This is a genomic window from Kutzneria sp. CA-103260 (assembly GCF_018263855.1).
Classification (GTDB): Bacteria; Actinomycetota; Actinomycetes; order Mycobacteriales; family Pseudonocardiaceae; genus Kutzneria.
Map to the genome: position 1 here is coordinate 8,200,670 of NZ_CP073318.1, position 16,782 is coordinate 8,217,451.

Below are 16,782 nucleotides of genomic sequence, written 5' to 3' on the forward strand. Positions count from 1 at the left end.
GCAGGCCAAACCCGTTGTGTCACGGTGGGCATTCGCTTCAGGCGCCCGAGGATCCGGGCAGACCGAAGTGGGAGGCGGCATGGGCAAGGACGTGTCCGACCGAACATTCAGCCGGGAGGACCGCCAGCGTTACCGCGAGAAGGTGCAGCGCTGTCTCGACGCGTTGGCCAGAATGCTCACGGATGACGTGTTTTCGTTCCCCCAACAGCAGATGGGGCTGGAGATCGAGCTGAACCTGGTCGACGAGAAGCTGCGACCGGCGATGACGAACTCCGTGGTGCTGGAGAAGATCGACGATCCCTCCTTCACCACCGAACTCAGCCAGCACAACCTGGAGATCAACGTGCCACCGCGGCCGCTGGCCGGCAACGAGGCCGTTGACCTGGAACGGGAGCTGCGCCAGACGTTCGACAACGCGGACGCCAAGGCGAAGGACGCGGGCTCGGCGATCGTGCTGATCGGGGTGCTGCCGACGCTGCGGCGCGAGCACTTCGACCCGCGCTGGCTGACCAGCAACCGGCGCTACACGGTGCTCAACGACGAGATCTTCGCCGCCCGCGGCGAAGAGATGGTGCTGCACATGGAAGGCCCGCCGATGCCGGGCGGCGAGCCGGAACGCCTGCGCAGCTACGCGGAGTCCATTCTGCCGGAGGCGGCCTGCACCTCGGTGCAGCTGCATCTGCAAGTGCAGCCGGACCATTTCGCCGCGCACTGGAACGCGGCGCAGTGCCTGGCCGGCGTGCAGGTGGCGCTGGCCGCCAACTCGCCTTTCCTGTTGGGCAAGGCGTTGTGGCACGAGACCCGGATTCCGCTGTTCCAACAGGCCACCGACACCCGGCCGCAGGAGCTGCAGAACCAGGGCGTGCGGCCACGGGTCTGGTTCGGCGAGCGCTGGATCACCTCGATCTTCGATCTGTTCGAGGAGAACGTGCGCTACTTCCAGGGCCTGCTACCGGTGATCGACCAGGAGGACCCGATCGCCGAGCTGGCCGCCGGCCGCGCGCCGCAGCTGTCGGAACTGCGGCTGCACAACGGAACCGTGTGGCGGTGGAACCGCCCGGTGTACGACCTGGTCGACGGCGTGCCGCACCTGCGTGTGGAGAACCGGGTGCTGCCGGCCGGTCCGACCATTGTGGACATTCTGGCCAACGCCGCGTTCTTCTACGGCGCGCAACGGGCGCTGGCTACCCAGGATCGTCCACTATGGACGCAGATGTCGTTCCAGGCGGCCGAGGAAAACCTCTACTCGGGCGCGCGGCACGGCATGGGCGCCCAGTTGTACTGGCCCGGCATCGGCTGGGTGCCGCCGGACGAGCTCGTGCTGCGACGGCTGCTGCCGATGGCCCACGAGGGCCTGCGCGAACTGGGCGTCTCGGACGCGGCCCGGGAGCGCTATCTCGGCATCATCGAGCAGCGCTGCGTGGCCCGGCGCACCGGCTCGTCGTGGCAGCGGGAGACCGTCTCGCAGCTGGAGCAGCGCGGCGCCGACCGCGAGGCGGCGCTGATCGGGATGTTGCGCCGGTACGTCGACCTGATGCACTCCGGCAACCCGGTGCACACCTGGCCGGTCTGGTAGGTCGATCGGCAGCACCTCACAGGTCCTAGTTGCCACTATCTGGCAATTGCTAGATAGTGGCATCTATGGCCCAGTACGTACTGCCCGACCTCGACTACGACTACGGCGCGCTCGAGCCGGCGATCATCGGCGAGATCAACGAGCTGCACCACGGCAAGCACCACGCCGCCTACGTCAAGGGCGCCAACGACACGATCGAGCAGATCGACGAGGCGCGGGACAAGGGCGCGTTCGGCTCCATCGTCGGACTGGAGACCACGCTCGCCTTCCACCTGGCCGGCCACGCCCTGCACCAGGTGTGGTGGAAGAACCTGAGCCCGAACGGCGGCGACAAGCCGACCGGCGAGCTGGCGGCGGCCGTCGACGAGTTCTTCGGCTCCTTCGACGGGCTGCGGTCCCAGCTCAACGCGGCCGCGAGCACCATCCAGGGCTCCGGCTGGGGCATCCTGGCCTGGGAGCCGGTGGGTCAGCGGCTGATCACCCAGCAACTCAAGGACCACCACTCCAACCTGTCGATCGCCACCACGCCACTGCTGGCCTTCGACATCTGGGAGCACGCGTACTACCTGCAGTACCGCAACCTCAAGGCGGACTACATCTCCGCGCTGTGGAACGTCGTGAACTGGACCGACGTCAACGAGCGCTTCGAGGCCGCGCGGGCCGGCGAGAACGGCCTGCGGCTGGCCAACTGAACCCGGCAGTGGATGCTCCGACAAGCCGAGCTGCCAGGAGAAACCGAGGCCCCGTCGGTCACGGCGGGGTCTCGGTGCGTCTTCAGGCCGTGTAGGCCTGCACCGACGAGGTGAGCTTGCTCAGCAGGCCGCGCAGCGTCTCGAACTCCTCCTCGCGCAGGCCCATCGCGGTGCCGATGACCGGCGGCACCGACAGCGCGCGGTCGCGCAGCGCCTCCCCCTCTTCAGTGAGCGCCACGGCCACCGACCGCTCGTCGTCGGCCCGACGGGTCCGGCGCACCAGGCCGTTCGCCTCCAGCCGCTTGAGCAGCGGCGACAGGGTGCCGTAGTCCAGCTGAAGCGCGGCGCCGACGTCCTTGACCGGGACGGTGCCGTGTTCCCAGAGCACCAGCAGCACCAGGTACTGCGGGTAGGTCAGGCCCAGCTCGTCCAGCATCGGCCGGTACAGGGCGGTGACCGACCGGCTGGCCGCGTAGAGCGAGAAGCACAGCTGGTCCCTGAGCAGCAACGGGTTGCTCGTGTCGTTCATACCACAATCATAACTTGCCAACTTAAGTTGTGCACAATCTAAACGTGGACTAGCGTTCTCCGTGTCAGAGCAGGAGCGAGCAGGAGGAAGAAAGCCATGAGCGTCGTGCTGGAGCCGGCCGCCAAGGAGTTCGCCGAGGCCACCGCCAACCCGCCGTACCTGTTCGACCTGGGTCCCGCCAAGGGCCGCGAGGCCGTCGACGAGGTGCAGGCCGGCGAGGCCGACAAGCCCGAGGTCGCCATTGAGGAGCACACCGTCGACGGCGTGCCGGTGCGGGTCACCCGGCCCCTCGGCGCGACCGGGCCGCTGCCGGTGATCATCTACATCCACGGCGCCGGCTGGGTGTTCGGCGGCGTGCACACGCACGACCGACTGGTGCGCGAACTGACCGTGAAGACCGGGGCCGCCGTGGTGTTCCCCGACTACACCCTGTCGCCCGAGGCCCGCTATCCCGTCGCCATCAACCAGAACTACGCCGTGGCCAAGTGGGTCTTCGAGCACGGCGCCGAGCACAACCTGGACGCCACCCGCGTCGCGGTGGCTGGCGACTCGGTGGGCGGCAACATGACCGCCGCACTGACCCTGATGGCCAAGCAGACCGGCGAGTTCAGCTTCAAGCAGCAGGTGCTGTTCTACCCGGTGACCGACGCCTCGTTCGACACCGAGTCGTACCACCAGTTCGCCGAGGGCTACTTCTTGCGCCGCGACGCCATGCAGTGGTTCTGGGACCAGTACACGACCGACGAGGCCCAGCGGGCCGAGATCACCGCGTCGCCGCTGCGGGCTTCGATCGAGCAGTTGAAGGACCTGCCGCCGGCCCTGGTCATCACCGGCGAGGCCGACGTGCTGCGGGACGAGGGCGAGGCCTACGCCGCCAAGCTGCGCGAGGCCGGTGTGCCCGTGACCGCCGTGCGCTACCAGGGCGTCATCCACGACTTCGTGATGCTCAACGCGCTGCGCGGCACCCACGCCGCCGACGCCGCGATCAACCAGGCCGCCGAGTTCCTGACCCGCGCCCTGGCCTGATCCCGGACGCGAAGAGGCCCCGGGTCTGCCGGACCCGGGGCCTCTCCTGTTCCCGAACTGACTGCCGCTCCCACCACGAAGCGGTTGATATTAGGTTAGCCTTACCTTTGCCGAGGGTCAACCCCTCGGACCCGGCCGAGCGCCACCAGCTCCACCACGATCACGATCGCCAGGGCCTCCACCGCCAGCAGGCCGAGCAGCACCACCAGCTGCAAAGCCCCGGCCAGCCACACCGGCGAGCCGCCGAGCAGCATGCCGACAAAAGCACCCGGAAGGGTGACCAGGCCGACCGTGCGGGTCTGATCCAGCGCCGGCAACAGGGCGTCCGCCGCCGGCTTGCGCACCAGCTCCCGGATCGCCACCGGCTCCGTGAAGCCCAGCGCCAGCGCCGCCTCGTACTCCCCGTGCCGCTGCCGCAGCGTGTCCAGCACCCGGCGCACCGACAACGTCGTCGCCGTCATGCCCCCGCCGATCAGGATTCCGCCCATCGGCACCAGCGCCAGGCCCGTCGGCGGCAGCAGTCCCGTGCCCAGCAGCAACGCCAGCGCCGGGATCACCCCCGCCACGATCGCCAGCCCCACCCACGCCCCGCGCCAGCCCACCCCCGTCCGCGACGCGGACGTCGCCGTCGCCACGACGGCCATCAGCAGCAGGAAGCCTCCGGTCAGCCCCAGCGAGGCCAACACCGCCGTGATCACCGCCGACACCACCGCCAGCTGGAGGGCCGCCCGCCCCGCCGCCAGCAGGATCGGCCACGGCTCCCAGAGCCGCCCCACCTTCACCACGAACGCCGCCGCCGCCGTGAAAACCACGCACACGATCAGCAGCGGCACCCATCCCGCCGAGTTCGAGATCACCCGTCCACCTTGTCAGGAAGGGGCCCTTCCTCGCGTTCAACGCCAGGAAGGACCCCTTCACAGCGTCACGCAGCCTCCGGAACCGTTCGACGGCGCAGCAGGGACCGCAGGCTGATGTCGGCCCGGCGCATCAGGATCAGAGCGCAGACGGCGGTCGCGACCACGGACACGATGCCGCCGGCGATGAACGGGGCGCGGCCGCCGAAAGCGTCGGCCAGCCAGCCGGTCAGCGGCCCGCCAATCGGGTTTCCGCCCAGGAAGACCAGCATGTACAGGCCCATCACCCGGCCCCGCATCTGCGGCGTCACCGACAGCTGCACGGTGCTGTTGGCGGTGGTGGTGAAGGTCATCAACGCCGCGCCGATGGGGATCAGCATCAGCCCGAACGCCAGGTAGGTCGGCATCACGCCGAGCACGATCTCCAGCACGCCGAACACGAGCCCGCCGATGAACAGCATGCGCAGCCGAGGCCGGCCGCGGGTGCTGCGCCGGGCGGCCATGGTGGCGCCGGACAGGGTGCCGACGGCGAGCATGGTGGACAGCAGGCCGTAACCGTCGGCGTCCTGGTGGAAGACGTTGGCCGCGGCGACCGCGAGGGTGGTGAAGAAGGTCATGCCGAAGGTGCTGACCAGGAACACCAGCACCATCAGCAGCACCAGGTCGGGGCGTCCGCGCACGTAGCGCAGGCCCTCCAGCAGCTGGCCCCGCTCGCGTGGCGCGGGCGTGCCCCGGTGCAGCCGGGACGGGTTCATCAGCGCCAGGCCGGTGAGCACGGCGGCGAAGCTGACGAAGTTGCCGAGGAACACCCAGCCGGTGCCGATCAGCGTGATCAGCACGCCGGCGATGGCCGGGCCGACGATCCGGGCCAGGTTGAAGGTCATCGAGTTCAGCGCGACGGCGTTGGTGACCTGGGACTTGCCGACCATCTCGACCACGAAGGACTGGCGCACCGGGGTTTCCACCGCGGAGAAGCAGCCCAGCACGAAGCAGAAGACGTACACCTGCCACAGCTGCGCGATGCCGGTGACGTCCAACAGGCCCAGGCCCAGCGCGCAGATGCCCATCGAGGCCTGCAGCAGCATCAGCAGCCGGCGCTTGTCCATCCGGTCGGCGAGCACGCCGGCCCACAGCGAGAGGAACAGCGTCGGTAAGAACTGGAGGGCGGCGGCGATGCCCAGGGCGATCGGGTCCTTGCCGGACAGCTCCAGGACCAGCCAGTCCTGGGCGACGCGCTGCATCCAGGTGCCGATCAGCGAGACGATCTGCCCGCTGGCGAAGAGTCTGTAGTTGCGTTCACGCAGCGAACCGAACATTCCGGTCGTGCGCGGGGTTGCCGAGGTGTGCTTCTGTTCTGCTCCGGTGCTCCCCGCGTATGCCGGCACTCGTCCGCCGCCCCCTTTACTGGCCCGCCATCCGGTCGATGATCTCCGCCGCCTGCGCGAGCAACTCCCGGTCCGATTCGTCCAACTCCGCCAGCCGCGAGTCCAGCCAGGCCTCCCTGGCCGAGACCTCGGCGCGCAGATAGGCCGCGCCCTGCTCGGTCAGCTCGACGATGGCCTGCCGGCCGTCGGTGGGGTGCGGGCGCCGGGACACGAAGCCGTAGTCCTCCAACGCCGAGATCACCCTGGTCATCGACGGCGGCTGGACACCCTCCTTGGCGGCCAGCTCACCCGGCGTCAGCGGTCCGCACTTGCGCAGCGCGGACAGGGCCGACACCTGGGTCAGCGTGACCGAGGAGTTGGTGCGCTGAGCCCGTAGCCGACGGTTGAGCCGCACGACGGCCAGCCGCAGACGGCTGGCCAGCCCAGGCTCGGTCGACTCGGGTTCCGCCATGTAGTTAGCATACCTCACTAACTACCTGCCAGGGCGGACTCGATCGGCCCGACCGCGAAATACGCGACGAACGCCACAGCCACCACCCACATCAGCGGGTGCACCTTGCGCCCGCCGCCGGTGGCCACGGCCAGCAGCACGTAGCTGATGAAGCCGGCGCCGATGCCGTTGGCGATGGAGTACGTGAACGGCATCACCACGATGGTCAGGAAGGCTGGCAGGGCAATCCGGAAGTCGGTGAAGTCGATGCCGCTGGCCTGCCGGATCATCAGCGCGCCGACGATCACCAGCGCCGGCGCGGCCGCCTCCACCGGCACCACCTGGTACAGCGGCGTGAGGAACATCGCCAGCAGGAACAGCACGCCGGTGACCAGGTTGGCCAGGCCGGTGCGGGCCCCCTCGGCGATGCCGGACGCCGACTCCACGAACACCGTGTTCGAGCTGGCCGAGCCGAAGCCGCCGGCCGCGCCGGCCAGGCCCTCCACGAACAGCGCCCGGCCCACCTGCGGCAGCTGGCCGTCCGCGCGCAGCAGGCCGGCCTCCTTGCCCAGGCCGGTCATGGTGCCCATGGCGTCGAAGAAGTCGGCCAGCACCAGCGTGAACACCAGCAGCAGCACGGTGATCGCCGGCAGCCGGGTCCAGGCGCCGAACGAGACGTGACCGACCAGCGAGAGATCCGGCAGGCCGAAGATCTGCTGCGGCAGCGCCGGGTAGCCCAGGTCCCAGCCCAGCGGGTTGGTGCCGTTGGACGGGCCGGCGTGGAAGATCGCCTCCACCACGATGGACAGCACCGTCGAGGACAGCACGCCGATCAGGATCGCGCCGCGGACCTTGCGGGCCACCAGGATGCCGGTGAGCACCAGGCCGATCACGAACACGAACGTCGGCCAGGACGCGATCGAGCCGTTGATGCCCAGACCCACCGGCACGGTGGTGTGGGCGGCGTCCGGCAGCCGGCGCACGAAGCCCGCGTCCACCAGGCCGATCAGCGCGATGAACAGGCCGATGCCGACCGCGATGGCCGACTTCAGCTCGGCCGGCACCGCGTTGAACACCGCCGTGCGGAAGCCGGTGAACACCAGCAGCACGATGATCAGGCCCTCGACCAGGACCAGGCCCATCGCCTCCGGCCAGGTCACCTGCGGGGCGATGGTCACCGCCACCAGGCTGTTCAGGCCAAGGCCGGTGGCCAGCGCGAACGGGTAGTTGGCCAGCAGGCCCATCAGGATGGTCATCACGCCCGCGACCAGGGCGGTGACCGCCGCCACCTGCGGCACCGGCAGGATGTCGCCGAGCACGTCCTTGTGCGCGCCCGGGTCCGATGCCGAGAAACTGCCGATGATCAACGGATTCAGCACCACGATGTAGGCCATCGCGACGAATGTCACCAACCCGCCGCGGACTTCCCGCCCGATCGACGAGCCCCGTTCGCTGATCTTGAAGAACCGGTCCAGCGCTGCTGCCCTCATGGCGCGGTAGCCTGCCTGACGTGGCCGAGATGTCCAAAGAGGAGCACGGTAACGACCTGGTTACCGGGCGCACCCCGCCGCCGCTGCCGCGGTCCCTGACCGACCCCGTCCCCGTGGTGGTGGTCGGCACCCTCGCCTTCCTGGTGGCGTTCGTCGTCATGCTCCTGGTCGGCGCGCCGCCGGAGTGGACCTGGTCCTGCCTCGCCGGCTTCGGCCTGGGCTTTGTCGGCTACGGCGTGTTCCGCTGGCAGCGCTCTGCCGCCCGCCGGGGCTCGCGCACCGCCCAGGAGGGTCTGCTCTAGACGCGTTTTCCGCATCGTTGGACGGCTACCTCTGTCGGGCATGACGGGCTAGTTGGCGTTTTCGGGCCAGGGCAGGGGGATGTCGAGGTGGGCGAGGATGGTGCGTTGGACACGGGTCAGCCGGTCCAGGTGCGGACCGGTCGGGGTGTAGGTCAGCTGGAGGCCGTGGAAGGCGGCGAGGACGGCTCGGCTGGTGGGGATCGCGGCTCGGTGTTCGGGCAGCAGGCCGGGTAGCGGGGTGTCAGGGCCAAGGCAGTGGCGGAGTTCGGCTTCGATGAGTCCGTAGATGAGCAGCGCGATCCCGATGATCGCGATGAGGGCTTCGATCCGGTCGTCGTTGTGCAGGAACAGCGGGCGGACTTTGAGTGTTTGCTTGAGGTCGCGGTGGCGTTGCTCGACGATCCACTGGTCTTTGTAGACGGTGAGCACGTCGAGCGTGGCCAGTTCACGGCCGGGTGGATCGGGCAGGTTGGTGGCCAGGGCGTAGAGCCCGTCCAACTCGGCCGCGGCCGCGATGGCGTCGGGGTTGCGCTGCCAGCCGATGCTGGGTTTGCCGTGGCGGGCGGGTCCGGTGGTGACGGTGATCAGGTCGGCGATGTGGGGTCCGATGATCTTCGCGACGCGGGTGTCGACCTGGTGTTTGGTCTTGTAGTGGCGGCCGCCGAGTCCGTTGCGGATTTTGGTCAGCGCGGTTTCGGCCTGGGTCAGGGCGCGTTCGCGGGCCGCAGCGATGGAGGCGGCTTCTTCGCTGGAGTGGATGTAGGCCACGCGTAGCTGGTGGTGGCCGGTGTCGGGGTCGGTGACCTGGAATGGCCGCAGTAGCCCCCGGTAGACGGTTCGGCGGTCAGCGGGCAGGTGTTGTTCGCGCCGGGAGTGGTGATCGAGGTGGGTCAGGGCGTCCAGGGTGCCCACATCGGCGCGGAAGCGCCCGGCCCAGCCGGTGTCGGCGCGCAACGGGACCACGAACCGGGTTGCGGCGGCGTCGAGCGCGCAGAGGGTGCTCAGGTAGCCCAGGCCGGAATCGGCGATCGCGACGAGTCCGGCGGGGAGTTGGGCGCGCAGCGCGTCCAGGGCCGCGGTGAACGCGGGGAGCTCGCCTGCTGAGCCCTTGTGCGGCCGGAAGTACAGCGGCACCCCGGTTGTCGTGGTGGCTTGCAGGGTTTTGACCTGCCGGCCGAAGCTGCGATCGGCGGCCCATCCCTTGGCCACCAGCGTGGAGTCGGTGTGCCGGCCGGCGAATCGGACCGCGGTCAGGTCCAGGTGCAGTCGGGAGGCGTCGGCCACGGCGAAGGTCTCGACCGTGCGGACCAGCAGCCGGCTGCGGACCCGTTCGGCTTCTGGCGCCAGCGCTTCCAGCGCCCGGCCCAGCCGGTCGTCGTTGAGCAGCAGGGCCGGCACGCCGATCAGTTCGGCCACCGCTGCGGAGGAGGCCCACCCGGCCACGTCGTAGAGCGGGGCCGGCCCGCAGAGCCGGTTGGCCACCAGCGCGGTGATGATCTCGCCGTGGGTGGCCGAGGCTCGTCCCCGCATCGGCGCGGCGTCGTCAACGATCTTGGCCAGTCCCAGCCGGTCCAGGTAGTGCGTGACCAGTAGCAGCGGGCCGACGTCGCGGCGGGTGCCGATCGGGGGTGAGTCCAGTCGCGCCAGGCCTGCGACCAGGTGCTCCAGCCGGCCCGAGGCGGTCAGCTCGTCCAGTCGGCCGAGTTTTGCCACAACACGTTGCCGTACCTGGCCGTCGACCCGGTGGCCCTCCACCAGTTCCAGGTACTCGTACACGCGGCCGCCGCGACGGACTCGCTTCACCTTCGGGTACATGTTGTCACAACGTTAGCGTCGTGATCGCTGGGTGTGGGTGTGCGACACGCCGTAATGGGCCGTCCTCATGTGCCGAGTTTGTCACAACATCTTGCCACTCGCACCGAGACTGCCCGGGGCCTGGAACCGCACGCCAGAGCCATCTCGGCAGTCATGCGGTTTCCTGGCTACCAGGTCGCGATGCGGAAAACGCGTCTAGAGGATCGAGATCCCGGCCCTTTCGAGCCTCGCCGGCTCCGCGATCACCTCGTACCCGGCGACCTGGCCGTCCCGGATCTCGATGGCCAGGATCAGCCGCAGCTGCCCGTTCGGCGCGACCACCGCGCCCGTCTTGCCGTCCACCAGGGCCGGCTCCGCGAACCTCGCCCGCTTGCCCAGCACCAGCATCTCCCTCGCCACCGCCTCCCGGCCGCGGACCAGCGTGCTTCGTCCCTTCGGCAGCGCCGCGGCATCAGCCGTGCGGACGACGTCCGGCGCGAGTACGGCCAGCAAGGCGTCGAGATCGCCCTCCCGCGATGCCTTGAGGAAGGCCTCGACGACCTGCTTCTGCTCGTTGGTCTCAGGCGGTTGAGCGCCTCTGACTCGCTGGCGGGCCCGGCTGGCCAGCTTTTTCGTCGTCGCCGTGGTCCGGCCCAGCACCGGCGCGATCTCGTCGAACGGCACCGCGAACATGTCGTGCAGCACGAACGCCACCCGCTCGGCCGGCCCCAGCCGGTCCAGCACCACCAGCATCGCCCGGCCGACCTCGTCCACCAGCACGGTCTCGTGCTCGGGGCCGTCGACCTCGGTCGGCGGGTGCCAGTCGATGGGCTCCTCGCGCCGGGCCTTGCGGCTGCGCAGCATGTCCAGGCTGATCCGCGAGACGACCGTGCGCAGCCAGCTCTCCATGTTCTCGACGCCGTCGGTCTTGGTCAGCCGCAGCCAGGTCTCCTGCACCGCGTCGTCCGCCTCGGCGGTCGAGCCCAGCATCCGGCCGGCCACCGCCCGCAGCAGCGGTCGGTGCGCCTCGAACCGCTCCGCGAGCCGGTTGTTCTCGGGCATCGGTCACCTTTCCCCGTCGCGATCCGTCTGTGTCGTGCCACCGACCTGACCGACGCGATGAGGAGTTGGAGCTGATGAGCCAGGGTAACCCCCTGCTGCGCCCCGCGATCCTGGGTGACCTGGTGTTACCCAACCGGGTCGTGATGGCCCCCACCACCCGCTGCCGCGGCAGCGTGCCGTCGGATCTGCACGCCCTGCACTACGCCCGCCGGGCATCCGCCGGGCTGATCATCGCCGAGGGCACCCTGATCAGTCCGCAGGACGTTCCCTTCCCCAACGTGCCCGGCCTTTTCACCACTGCTCAGGTAGCCGGCTGGCGACGGGTCACCGACCTCGTGCACTCCCTCGGCGGCCGGATCTTCGTCCAGCTCTGGCACGCCGGTACTCGACCTCTCCCTTCGTCGGAGGTCACCTCGACCATCGCCGACTACCGCACCGCCGCCGCCAACGCCCTCCGCGCCGGCTTCGACGGCGTCGAGATCGCCGCCAACGGGACGTATCTCATCGCCCAGTTCCTCAATCCCCGTCTCAACCACCGCACCGACGCCTACGGTGAGCTTCCCCGCCTCCTGCTCGACATCCTTGACGCCGTCCACTCCACCGGCGCCCGCGTCGGCGTCCGCCTCTCCCCCTACTGGTCCCCCACCGACAGCGCACCCCCGTGCCCCGACTACTTTCCCGACGAGGAAACCCTTTCCCACTACGACGATCTCGTCCGCCGGCTCGATTCCCCCGCCTACCTACACCTTCGCGGCCCGGCGTCGTTCGACCTCGACGCCTTCTCCCGCTACCGCAAGCTTTTCGACGGCTTCCTCATCGCCAACAACGGCTTCTCCCCCGACACCGCCTCCGCCGCCGTCGAATCCGATCTCGCCGACGCCGTGTCGTTCGCCCGGCACTTCATCGCCAACCCCGACCTGGTCACCCGCTTCGCCCTGACCCAGGAACTGGCTGTCGCCGACAAGGCCCACAACTACACCGGCGGCCCCATTGGCTACATCTGAGCAGCCCCCACCCGTCCCGGGGGCCGGCCCCGCTCCAGTCTATCGAGCGAAGGCCGTCCCCGAGGCGAGGCAAGATCCACATGTGGACAGGTGGCAACCTGTGGATAGCCGAGAACGAGCTGGTCAGGACAGGTAGGTCGCCGCGGTGGGGTCGTCGAGGAGGGCGGCGAGGAGGTGGCGGTCGTGCCAGCGGTCGACGGCCCACGCGAGGGCCCGGGAGAGCCCAGCGGGGGTGTCCTCGGCATGCACGACGCCGTCCTCGGTGACCCACCAGGCAACGCGGTACCGGGTGTCGCCGCGCCGGACGGAGAGCTCGTCGTAGACGACCACAAGACCGTCGGGCACGGGACGGTCGAGCAGTTCGCTGGCGGCGACGACGGCGCCGAGGTCGGACCAGCTGACGGGCTGCCCGTCGCCGATGAGGGCATCGGCGTCGACCTCGTCGGCGGCGAGGGGCAGGTCGAGCAGCTCGGCCAACGGCTCGGCGTCGTCGGGGTCGGCCGCGACGACCTGGTCCGGGGCGAAGGCGGCGAGGAGCCAAGGAGAATCGAGCACGACGACCTGCTCGCCGGAGACGGAAGCGCCGCTCAGGGCCCGGACATGCTCGTCGAGCTCGACGTCGCCGGCCTCGACGGCGCCGGAGCGAACGGCCTCGGCCAGCGCGCCATGGGCCCGCATCGCGACACCGGGCGGCACGGCCCGTGTGGAATCACCGAGGCGCTGCAACACATCCGTCACGTCGGCAGCATCGGTGACGACCAGCGAGGCGCGAACACCGATGGCGGCCAACAGATCCGTGCGCACGCCGACGTCAGGGATCGGGTCATAGACGCCGGCCAGGGCGTCGGCGTCGGGCAGCCGCCACGACCGCGGCGACGCACCGGCCAGCCGCGCGTGCCGGGCCAGCCACCACGAGGTGTAGCCGCCGGGCCGCAGAATCGCCTGCCACGTCTCGGGTTCCGCGGCCAGCAGCCGCAACGCGGCCGGCCACTTGTCATCGGCGACAAGATCGAGATCGCGGACGCCGGCGAACGTCGACGGCGGGTCGAGGTCGCCGTCGACGGCCGTCCACCACGCCTCCTCGTCGGCCAGCTCGTGATCGGGACCGCCGGGCGAGTCGTCGAAGACGACCACGAACGAGTCGATCACACCGACCGCGGCCAGCACGTCCGGCGTCCACCGCGAGGCCAGCTCGTCGGCGAGCACGCCGAGCGGCGCGTCCTTGCCGATCATGTCCTCGGCGAACACCTCACGCAGTGGACTCGACGGCAGGATCAGCTCGTCGGCGTGGCGGAACTCGCCGTCGGCGTCAGGCAGCGCCAGGGTGCCCAGCCACGGCCGTTCACCGCGTCGCGCCCCGGTCGATTCCGTAAGCCACAGCACGAAATCCACCAGCGACGTGGTGTCCACACCGGACTCGGCGTCGTCCATGCTGCGCTCGACGGCGGTCCGCATCGCGTCCAGCAGATCGGCCGGACCGGCCGATCGCGCGCCGAGCCGCTCCAGCAACCGGTGCACGGCATCGGGGTGCGCGACCCGCAGCCCAGTGACATCCATTGTGGACAGTTCGGCCAGGGTCTCCTGGTCGAAGTCCGGCAGCAGCACGTCCCGCGGACCGGTGACGGTCCGACCGTCGATCAACGGCACCGGCAGGCCGCCGAGCTCCTCACGGGCGGTGGAATCCTGTTCCGCCACGGGATCGAGCGCCGCGTACAGCCTGGCCCACCACGCCGGGTCGCGGTCCTGGCCGGAAACGATCGCCACGATCTCGGACAGCCGCAGCCGCGGCACCTCAAGCGCGGCAAGCTGTCGGGCGTGTGCGGTGCCGGAGAGCTCGGCCTTGGCCAAGCCGCCCACGATGTCGGCGAGCATGTCGGCTAGCTCCGGGGCCAGCACATCCAACACCCGCGAACGGGCCGGGGTGCCGAAACCGCCCTCCTGCAACGGAAGCCAGACCGAGGTGCGCAGCTCGGACGTCACCAGCGCCCGCAGCTGACCATCCACTTCGGACTTGGGGAAGTCCGGCAGCGGAACCAGCAGCGTCCGATGTTCCGGCCGTACCGCCAACACCAGCTCGGAGTACGCCCTCGCCGCCTCGGCCAGCACCGCGTCGGTGGCGGCGCCCGGCATCAGCCGCCGGCGGGAGGCTTCAACGGGGATCGTGGCCAACAGCCGTGCCGGCAAGGAAAGTCGCTCATCGGTGGGCGTCGGCGCGTGCAGGACGTCCTCGTCCAACGGACGCGGCACGTCCTCGTCGTCGATCGGCACGGCCCAGCACACGGACCATTCCGAGCGCTGCCGCGCCTCGACGCCGAGTCCTTCGACCACGGCTGCGTCCAGCTCGCCGGACGCGCGCCGCAGCAGCCATCGCACACGGCCGGTCGGGCCGTGCAGCACGACTGTGCCGTCCTCGTTGTCCTCACGCCACCACGCGTGCTCGCCGACCTCGATCCGGCTCAGCCCGGGCAGGGCGAGCAGCAGATCCGGTGTCTCGGCGGCACATTCGGCCAGCAGCTCGGCGGCGTCGACCTCCGGGCGCAGCGGCAGCCGCACCTCGGTGTCGAAGCCCTCGGGCACCGGCGGCTCGTCGTCCGGCACCGGCCACGCCAGCCGCAGCACCGGCACCGCGCCGTCCCGCTCGGCCACCTCGGGCAGGTCGCCGACCAGTTCCCGGGTGCGCGCGGCGGAGAACGCCACGCCGCCGGTCGTGGACACCACGCGCGGCTCGTCGGTGACCGCCAGCACGGCGGCGAAGCCGACGCCGAACTGACCGATCGTGCCGGTGCCGCGCTTGGCCGATGCTCGTAACGAGGCGAGCGCCGCCACCCCGGCCTCGGTCAGCGGCGCGCCGGTGTTCGCCGCCCGCAGCTCGCCGTCCACAACGGACAGCCGCAGCACACCGCCGGAGCCGGCGGCGTCCGCCGCGTTCTGCGCCAGCTCCACGAGCAGCCGGTCACGGTAACCGCCGAGGCGCAGGTCCTCCTCGGCGTTGGCGTCCTCACGAAATCGGGTCGGCGAGCCACGCCAGGCCTGCAGGACGGAGGTACGCAGGTCTGTGACGCCGAAATCGCTCACTGCTCGACTTCGAGTTCGGTGTCGTCGTACACCAGCTCGGCCACCGGCACCGTCGAGCCCATGTCGACCTCGGCCTCGGAATGCGCGCCACAGCCGTACTCGACGTTCACGACATGGCCGTCGGCCGGCGTGATCTCGTTCGTGCACACACCGAACGCGGCGCCCAGGCTGCCGGCGAGCTGCTGGTAGAAGCCGCAGGTGCCGCAGTAGGCGGGCGCGCTACGCGCCATGTCGCTGCGCGGACCGAAGTCGCCCCCCTCCCAGCGGCGCGCCGACTCCAGGCGGCCGAACCGGGACAGCACCCGCACGCGGCCAAGGCCGACCTCACGGGCGACCTCCTCCACCGCCGGGTCCTCGGACTCCAGGTAGCCCGGCGCCAGCCGAGGGTCGTCCGGCGTGGTCGGCATCAGGTCGCCGACACCCAGATCCCCGGCGCGGACCCGCTCGCCCCACGGCACCCAGTCCGGCGCCACCAGCGCGTCCGGGCCGGGCAGCAGCACGACCTCGCTGATCGTCACCGGGTCGTCGCCGCCGGTGGTCGCGATGGTCACGGCCCAGCGCCAGCCGTCGTAGCCGGGGTGGGCCGCGTCGAACAGGTGAGTGACCGACGACTCGTCCTCGCCGAGTACGCCGGCGTGCGCGCCGATCGGCTCGTCGCCGGCCTCCTGCTGGGCGGCGGCCCGGGCCAGTTCGACAACCGATGCGAGGACCGGGTTCGGAGGCTGCTCACTGGTGGTCGGTGCGGTCACCCGACGATTGTGCCGCACGCGAGGAACGCCGACGCACACGTGTCACGCTCTTGAGATGCGCGCAGCCTTGCTGTTACTTGCCGTGGCGTTGCTCGCGGGCTGCGCCGCCCCAGGTGGGCCCCCGCACCTGCGGGTGGAAGTGGTCGGCACGCTGCCCCACGACACGTCCGCCTTCACGGAAGGTTACGAACTGGCCGACGGCGTGCTGTACGAGAGCACCGGGCTGCAGGGCTCGTCCACGTTGCGCGCCGAGGACCCGCGCACCGGCCGTGTGCTCCACAGCGTCGACCTGCCGAAGGATTACTTCGGCGAGGGCATCGCCGTGGTCGGCGACAAGATCTGGCAGCTGACGTGGCAGCAGAACGTCGCGATGGTGCGCGATCGAGCAACGCTGCAGCTCATCAGCACTGCGTCATTCCAGGACGAGGGCTGGGGGCTCTGCTACGACGGCAACCGTCTGGTGATGAGCGACGGCACCGCTCTGCTGACGTTCCGCGACCCGAAGACGTTCGCCGTGCTCGGGCACGTGCAGGTCGACTACGACGGCCAGCTGAACGAGCTCGAGTGCGCCGACGGCTCGGTGTGGGCGAACGTGTACCCCACGAAAACGATCATTCGGGTGGATCCGGCCAGCGGCGCCGTGCAGGGCGTGGCCGACCTGTCCGCGCTCGGCCCGGCCGACGACACCACCCCTGACGACGTGCTCAACGGCATCTCGGTGGCGCCGGATCCGGGCGAGTACCTGGTCACCGGCAAGCGCTGGCCGCTGGTCTACCGGGTGAGGTTCACACACGACGGCTCGTAGTGCGGCAGG

Annotated in this window: 15 protein-coding genes; 6 read left to right on the forward strand and 9 right to left on the reverse strand. The window is 70.1% G+C overall.

Annotated features, from left to right (window positions below):
• Positions 1-79 precede the first annotated feature (79 nt).
• The gene (locus JJ691_RS36010) at positions 80-1,576 is read left to right on the forward strand and encodes a glutamate-cysteine ligase family protein (RefSeq protein WP_211764006.1); all 1,497 of its coding nucleotides are present in this window, start codon (positions 80-82) and stop codon (positions 1,574-1,576) included.
• A gap of 65 nt (positions 1,577-1,641) precedes the next feature.
• Positions 1,642-2,268, forward strand: coding sequence for a superoxide dismutase (locus tag JJ691_RS36015; RefSeq protein ID WP_211764007.1), 627 nt, complete (start codon positions 1,642-1,644; stop codon positions 2,266-2,268).
• Between the two features lie 82 nt (positions 2,269-2,350).
• On the opposite strand, the gene JJ691_RS36020 is transcribed toward JJ691_RS36015, so the two are convergent.
• Entirely contained in the window at positions 2,351-2,797 is a 447-nt protein-coding gene (locus tag JJ691_RS36020) for a MarR family winged helix-turn-helix transcriptional regulator (RefSeq protein WP_211764008.1), read from the reverse strand.
• Positions 2,798-2,893: 96 nt separating this feature from the next.
• On the opposite strand from JJ691_RS36020, the gene JJ691_RS36025 reads away from it, so the two are divergent.
• Complete coding sequence (locus JJ691_RS36025) at positions 2,894-3,823, forward strand: alpha/beta hydrolase (protein WP_211764009.1); 930 nt, start codon at positions 2,894-2,896, stop codon at positions 3,821-3,823.
• Between the two features lie 101 nt (positions 3,824-3,924).
• Here JJ691_RS36025 and JJ691_RS36030 read toward each other — a convergent pair whose 3' ends face one another.
• The 4 genes from JJ691_RS36030 to JJ691_RS36045 form a co-directional block, all read right to left on the reverse strand.
• Positions 3,925-4,680 carry an ABC transporter permease gene (locus tag JJ691_RS36030; RefSeq protein WP_306291327.1) on the reverse strand — a complete coding sequence of 252 codons (756 nt, stop codon included), beginning with the start codon at positions 4,678-4,680 and terminating at the stop codon, positions 3,925-3,927.
• 65 nt (positions 4,681-4,745) lie between these two features.
• On the reverse strand, positions 4,746-5,993 hold the full coding sequence (locus JJ691_RS36035; RefSeq protein WP_211764010.1) for an MFS transporter: 1,248 nt from the start codon (positions 5,991-5,993) through the stop codon (positions 4,746-4,748).
• An 85-nt stretch (positions 5,994-6,078) separates the two neighbouring features.
• On the reverse strand, positions 6,079-6,513 hold the full coding sequence (locus tag JJ691_RS36040) for a MarR family winged helix-turn-helix transcriptional regulator (protein WP_211764011.1): 435 nt from the start codon (positions 6,511-6,513) through the stop codon (positions 6,079-6,081).
• 17 nt (positions 6,514-6,530) lie between these two features.
• Positions 6,531-7,982, reverse strand: coding sequence for an NCS2 family permease (locus JJ691_RS36045; RefSeq protein WP_211764012.1), 1,452 nt, complete (start codon positions 7,980-7,982; stop codon positions 6,531-6,533).
• Positions 7,983-8,011: 29 nt separating this feature from the next.
• On the opposite strand from JJ691_RS36045, the gene JJ691_RS36050 reads away from it, so the two are divergent.
• Positions 8,012-8,284, forward strand: a complete 273-nt coding sequence (locus JJ691_RS36050; protein WP_211771920.1) for a DUF2530 domain-containing protein — start codon at positions 8,012-8,014, stop codon at positions 8,282-8,284.
• 48 nt (positions 8,285-8,332) lie between these two features.
• On the opposite strand, the gene JJ691_RS36055 is transcribed toward JJ691_RS36050, so the two are convergent.
• Both JJ691_RS36055 and JJ691_RS36060 read right to left on the reverse strand, forming a co-directional pair.
• Positions 8,333-10,087 (reverse strand): IS1634 family transposase, encoded by a 1,755-nt coding sequence (locus JJ691_RS36055; RefSeq protein WP_211763247.1) that lies wholly within the window; start codon positions 10,085-10,087, stop codon positions 8,333-8,335.
• Positions 10,088-10,294: 207 nt separating this feature from the next.
• Complete coding sequence (locus JJ691_RS36060; RefSeq protein WP_211764013.1) at positions 10,295-11,140, reverse strand: sigma-70 family RNA polymerase sigma factor; 846 nt, start codon at positions 11,138-11,140, stop codon at positions 10,295-10,297.
• A gap of 74 nt (positions 11,141-11,214) precedes the next feature.
• Between JJ691_RS36060 and JJ691_RS36065 the strand changes: the two genes are divergently transcribed.
• Entirely contained in the window at positions 11,215-12,144 is a 930-nt protein-coding gene (locus tag JJ691_RS36065; protein WP_211764014.1) for an oxidoreductase, read from the forward strand.
• A gap of 123 nt (positions 12,145-12,267) precedes the next feature.
• On the opposite strand, the gene JJ691_RS36070 is transcribed toward JJ691_RS36065, so the two are convergent.
• On the reverse strand, positions 12,268-15,219 hold the full coding sequence (locus tag JJ691_RS36070; RefSeq protein ID WP_211764015.1) for a sacsin N-terminal ATP-binding-like domain-containing protein: 2,952 nt from the start codon (positions 15,217-15,219) through the stop codon (positions 12,268-12,270).
• Positions 15,216-15,968, reverse strand: coding sequence for a DUF3027 domain-containing protein (locus JJ691_RS36075; RefSeq protein ID WP_249227234.1), 753 nt, complete (start codon positions 15,966-15,968; stop codon positions 15,216-15,218). The genes JJ691_RS36070 and JJ691_RS36075 overlap by 4 nt, the downstream gene beginning before the upstream one ends.
• Positions 15,969-16,035: 67 nt before the next feature.
• Between JJ691_RS36075 and JJ691_RS36080 the strand changes: the two genes are divergently transcribed.
• Complete coding sequence (locus JJ691_RS36080; protein ID WP_306291328.1) at positions 16,036-16,773, forward strand: glutaminyl-peptide cyclotransferase; 738 nt, start codon at positions 16,036-16,038, stop codon at positions 16,771-16,773.
• Positions 16,774-16,782 lie beyond the last annotated feature (9 nt).

Excerpts from the sequence above, each read along its gene's own strand:
- JJ691_RS36010 (WP_211764006.1), top strand. The coding sequence starts at position 80 with ATGGGCAAGGACGTGTCCGACCGAACATTCAGCCGGGAGGACCGCCAG.
- JJ691_RS36020 (WP_211764008.1), bottom strand. The coding sequence starts at position 2,797 with ATGAACGACACGAGCAACCCGTTGCTGCTCAGGGACCAGCTGTGCTTC.
- JJ691_RS36035 (WP_211764010.1), bottom strand. The coding sequence starts at position 5,993 with ATGTTCGGTTCGCTGCGTGAACGCAACTACAGACTCTTCGCCAGCGGG.
- JJ691_RS36065 (WP_211764014.1), top strand. The coding sequence starts at position 11,215 with ATGAGCCAGGGTAACCCCCTGCTGCGCCCCGCGATCCTGGGTGACCTG.
- JJ691_RS36025 (WP_211764009.1), top strand. The coding sequence starts at position 2,894 with ATGAGCGTCGTGCTGGAGCCGGCCGCCAAGGAGTTCGCCGAGGCCACC.
- JJ691_RS36045 (WP_211764012.1), bottom strand. The coding sequence starts at position 7,982 with ATGAGGGCAGCAGCGCTGGACCGGTTCTTCAAGATCAGCGAACGGGGC.
- JJ691_RS36015 (WP_211764007.1), top strand. The coding sequence starts at position 1,642 with ATGGCCCAGTACGTACTGCCCGACCTCGACTACGACTACGGCGCGCTC.
- JJ691_RS36060 (WP_211764013.1), bottom strand. The coding sequence starts at position 11,140 with ATGCCCGAGAACAACCGGCTCGCGGAGCGGTTCGAGGCGCACCGACCG.
- JJ691_RS36050 (WP_211771920.1), top strand. The coding sequence starts at position 8,012 with ATGTCCAAAGAGGAGCACGGTAACGACCTGGTTACCGGGCGCACCCCG.
- JJ691_RS36040 (WP_211764011.1), bottom strand. The coding sequence starts at position 6,513 with ATGGCGGAACCCGAGTCGACCGAGCCTGGGCTGGCCAGCCGTCTGCGG.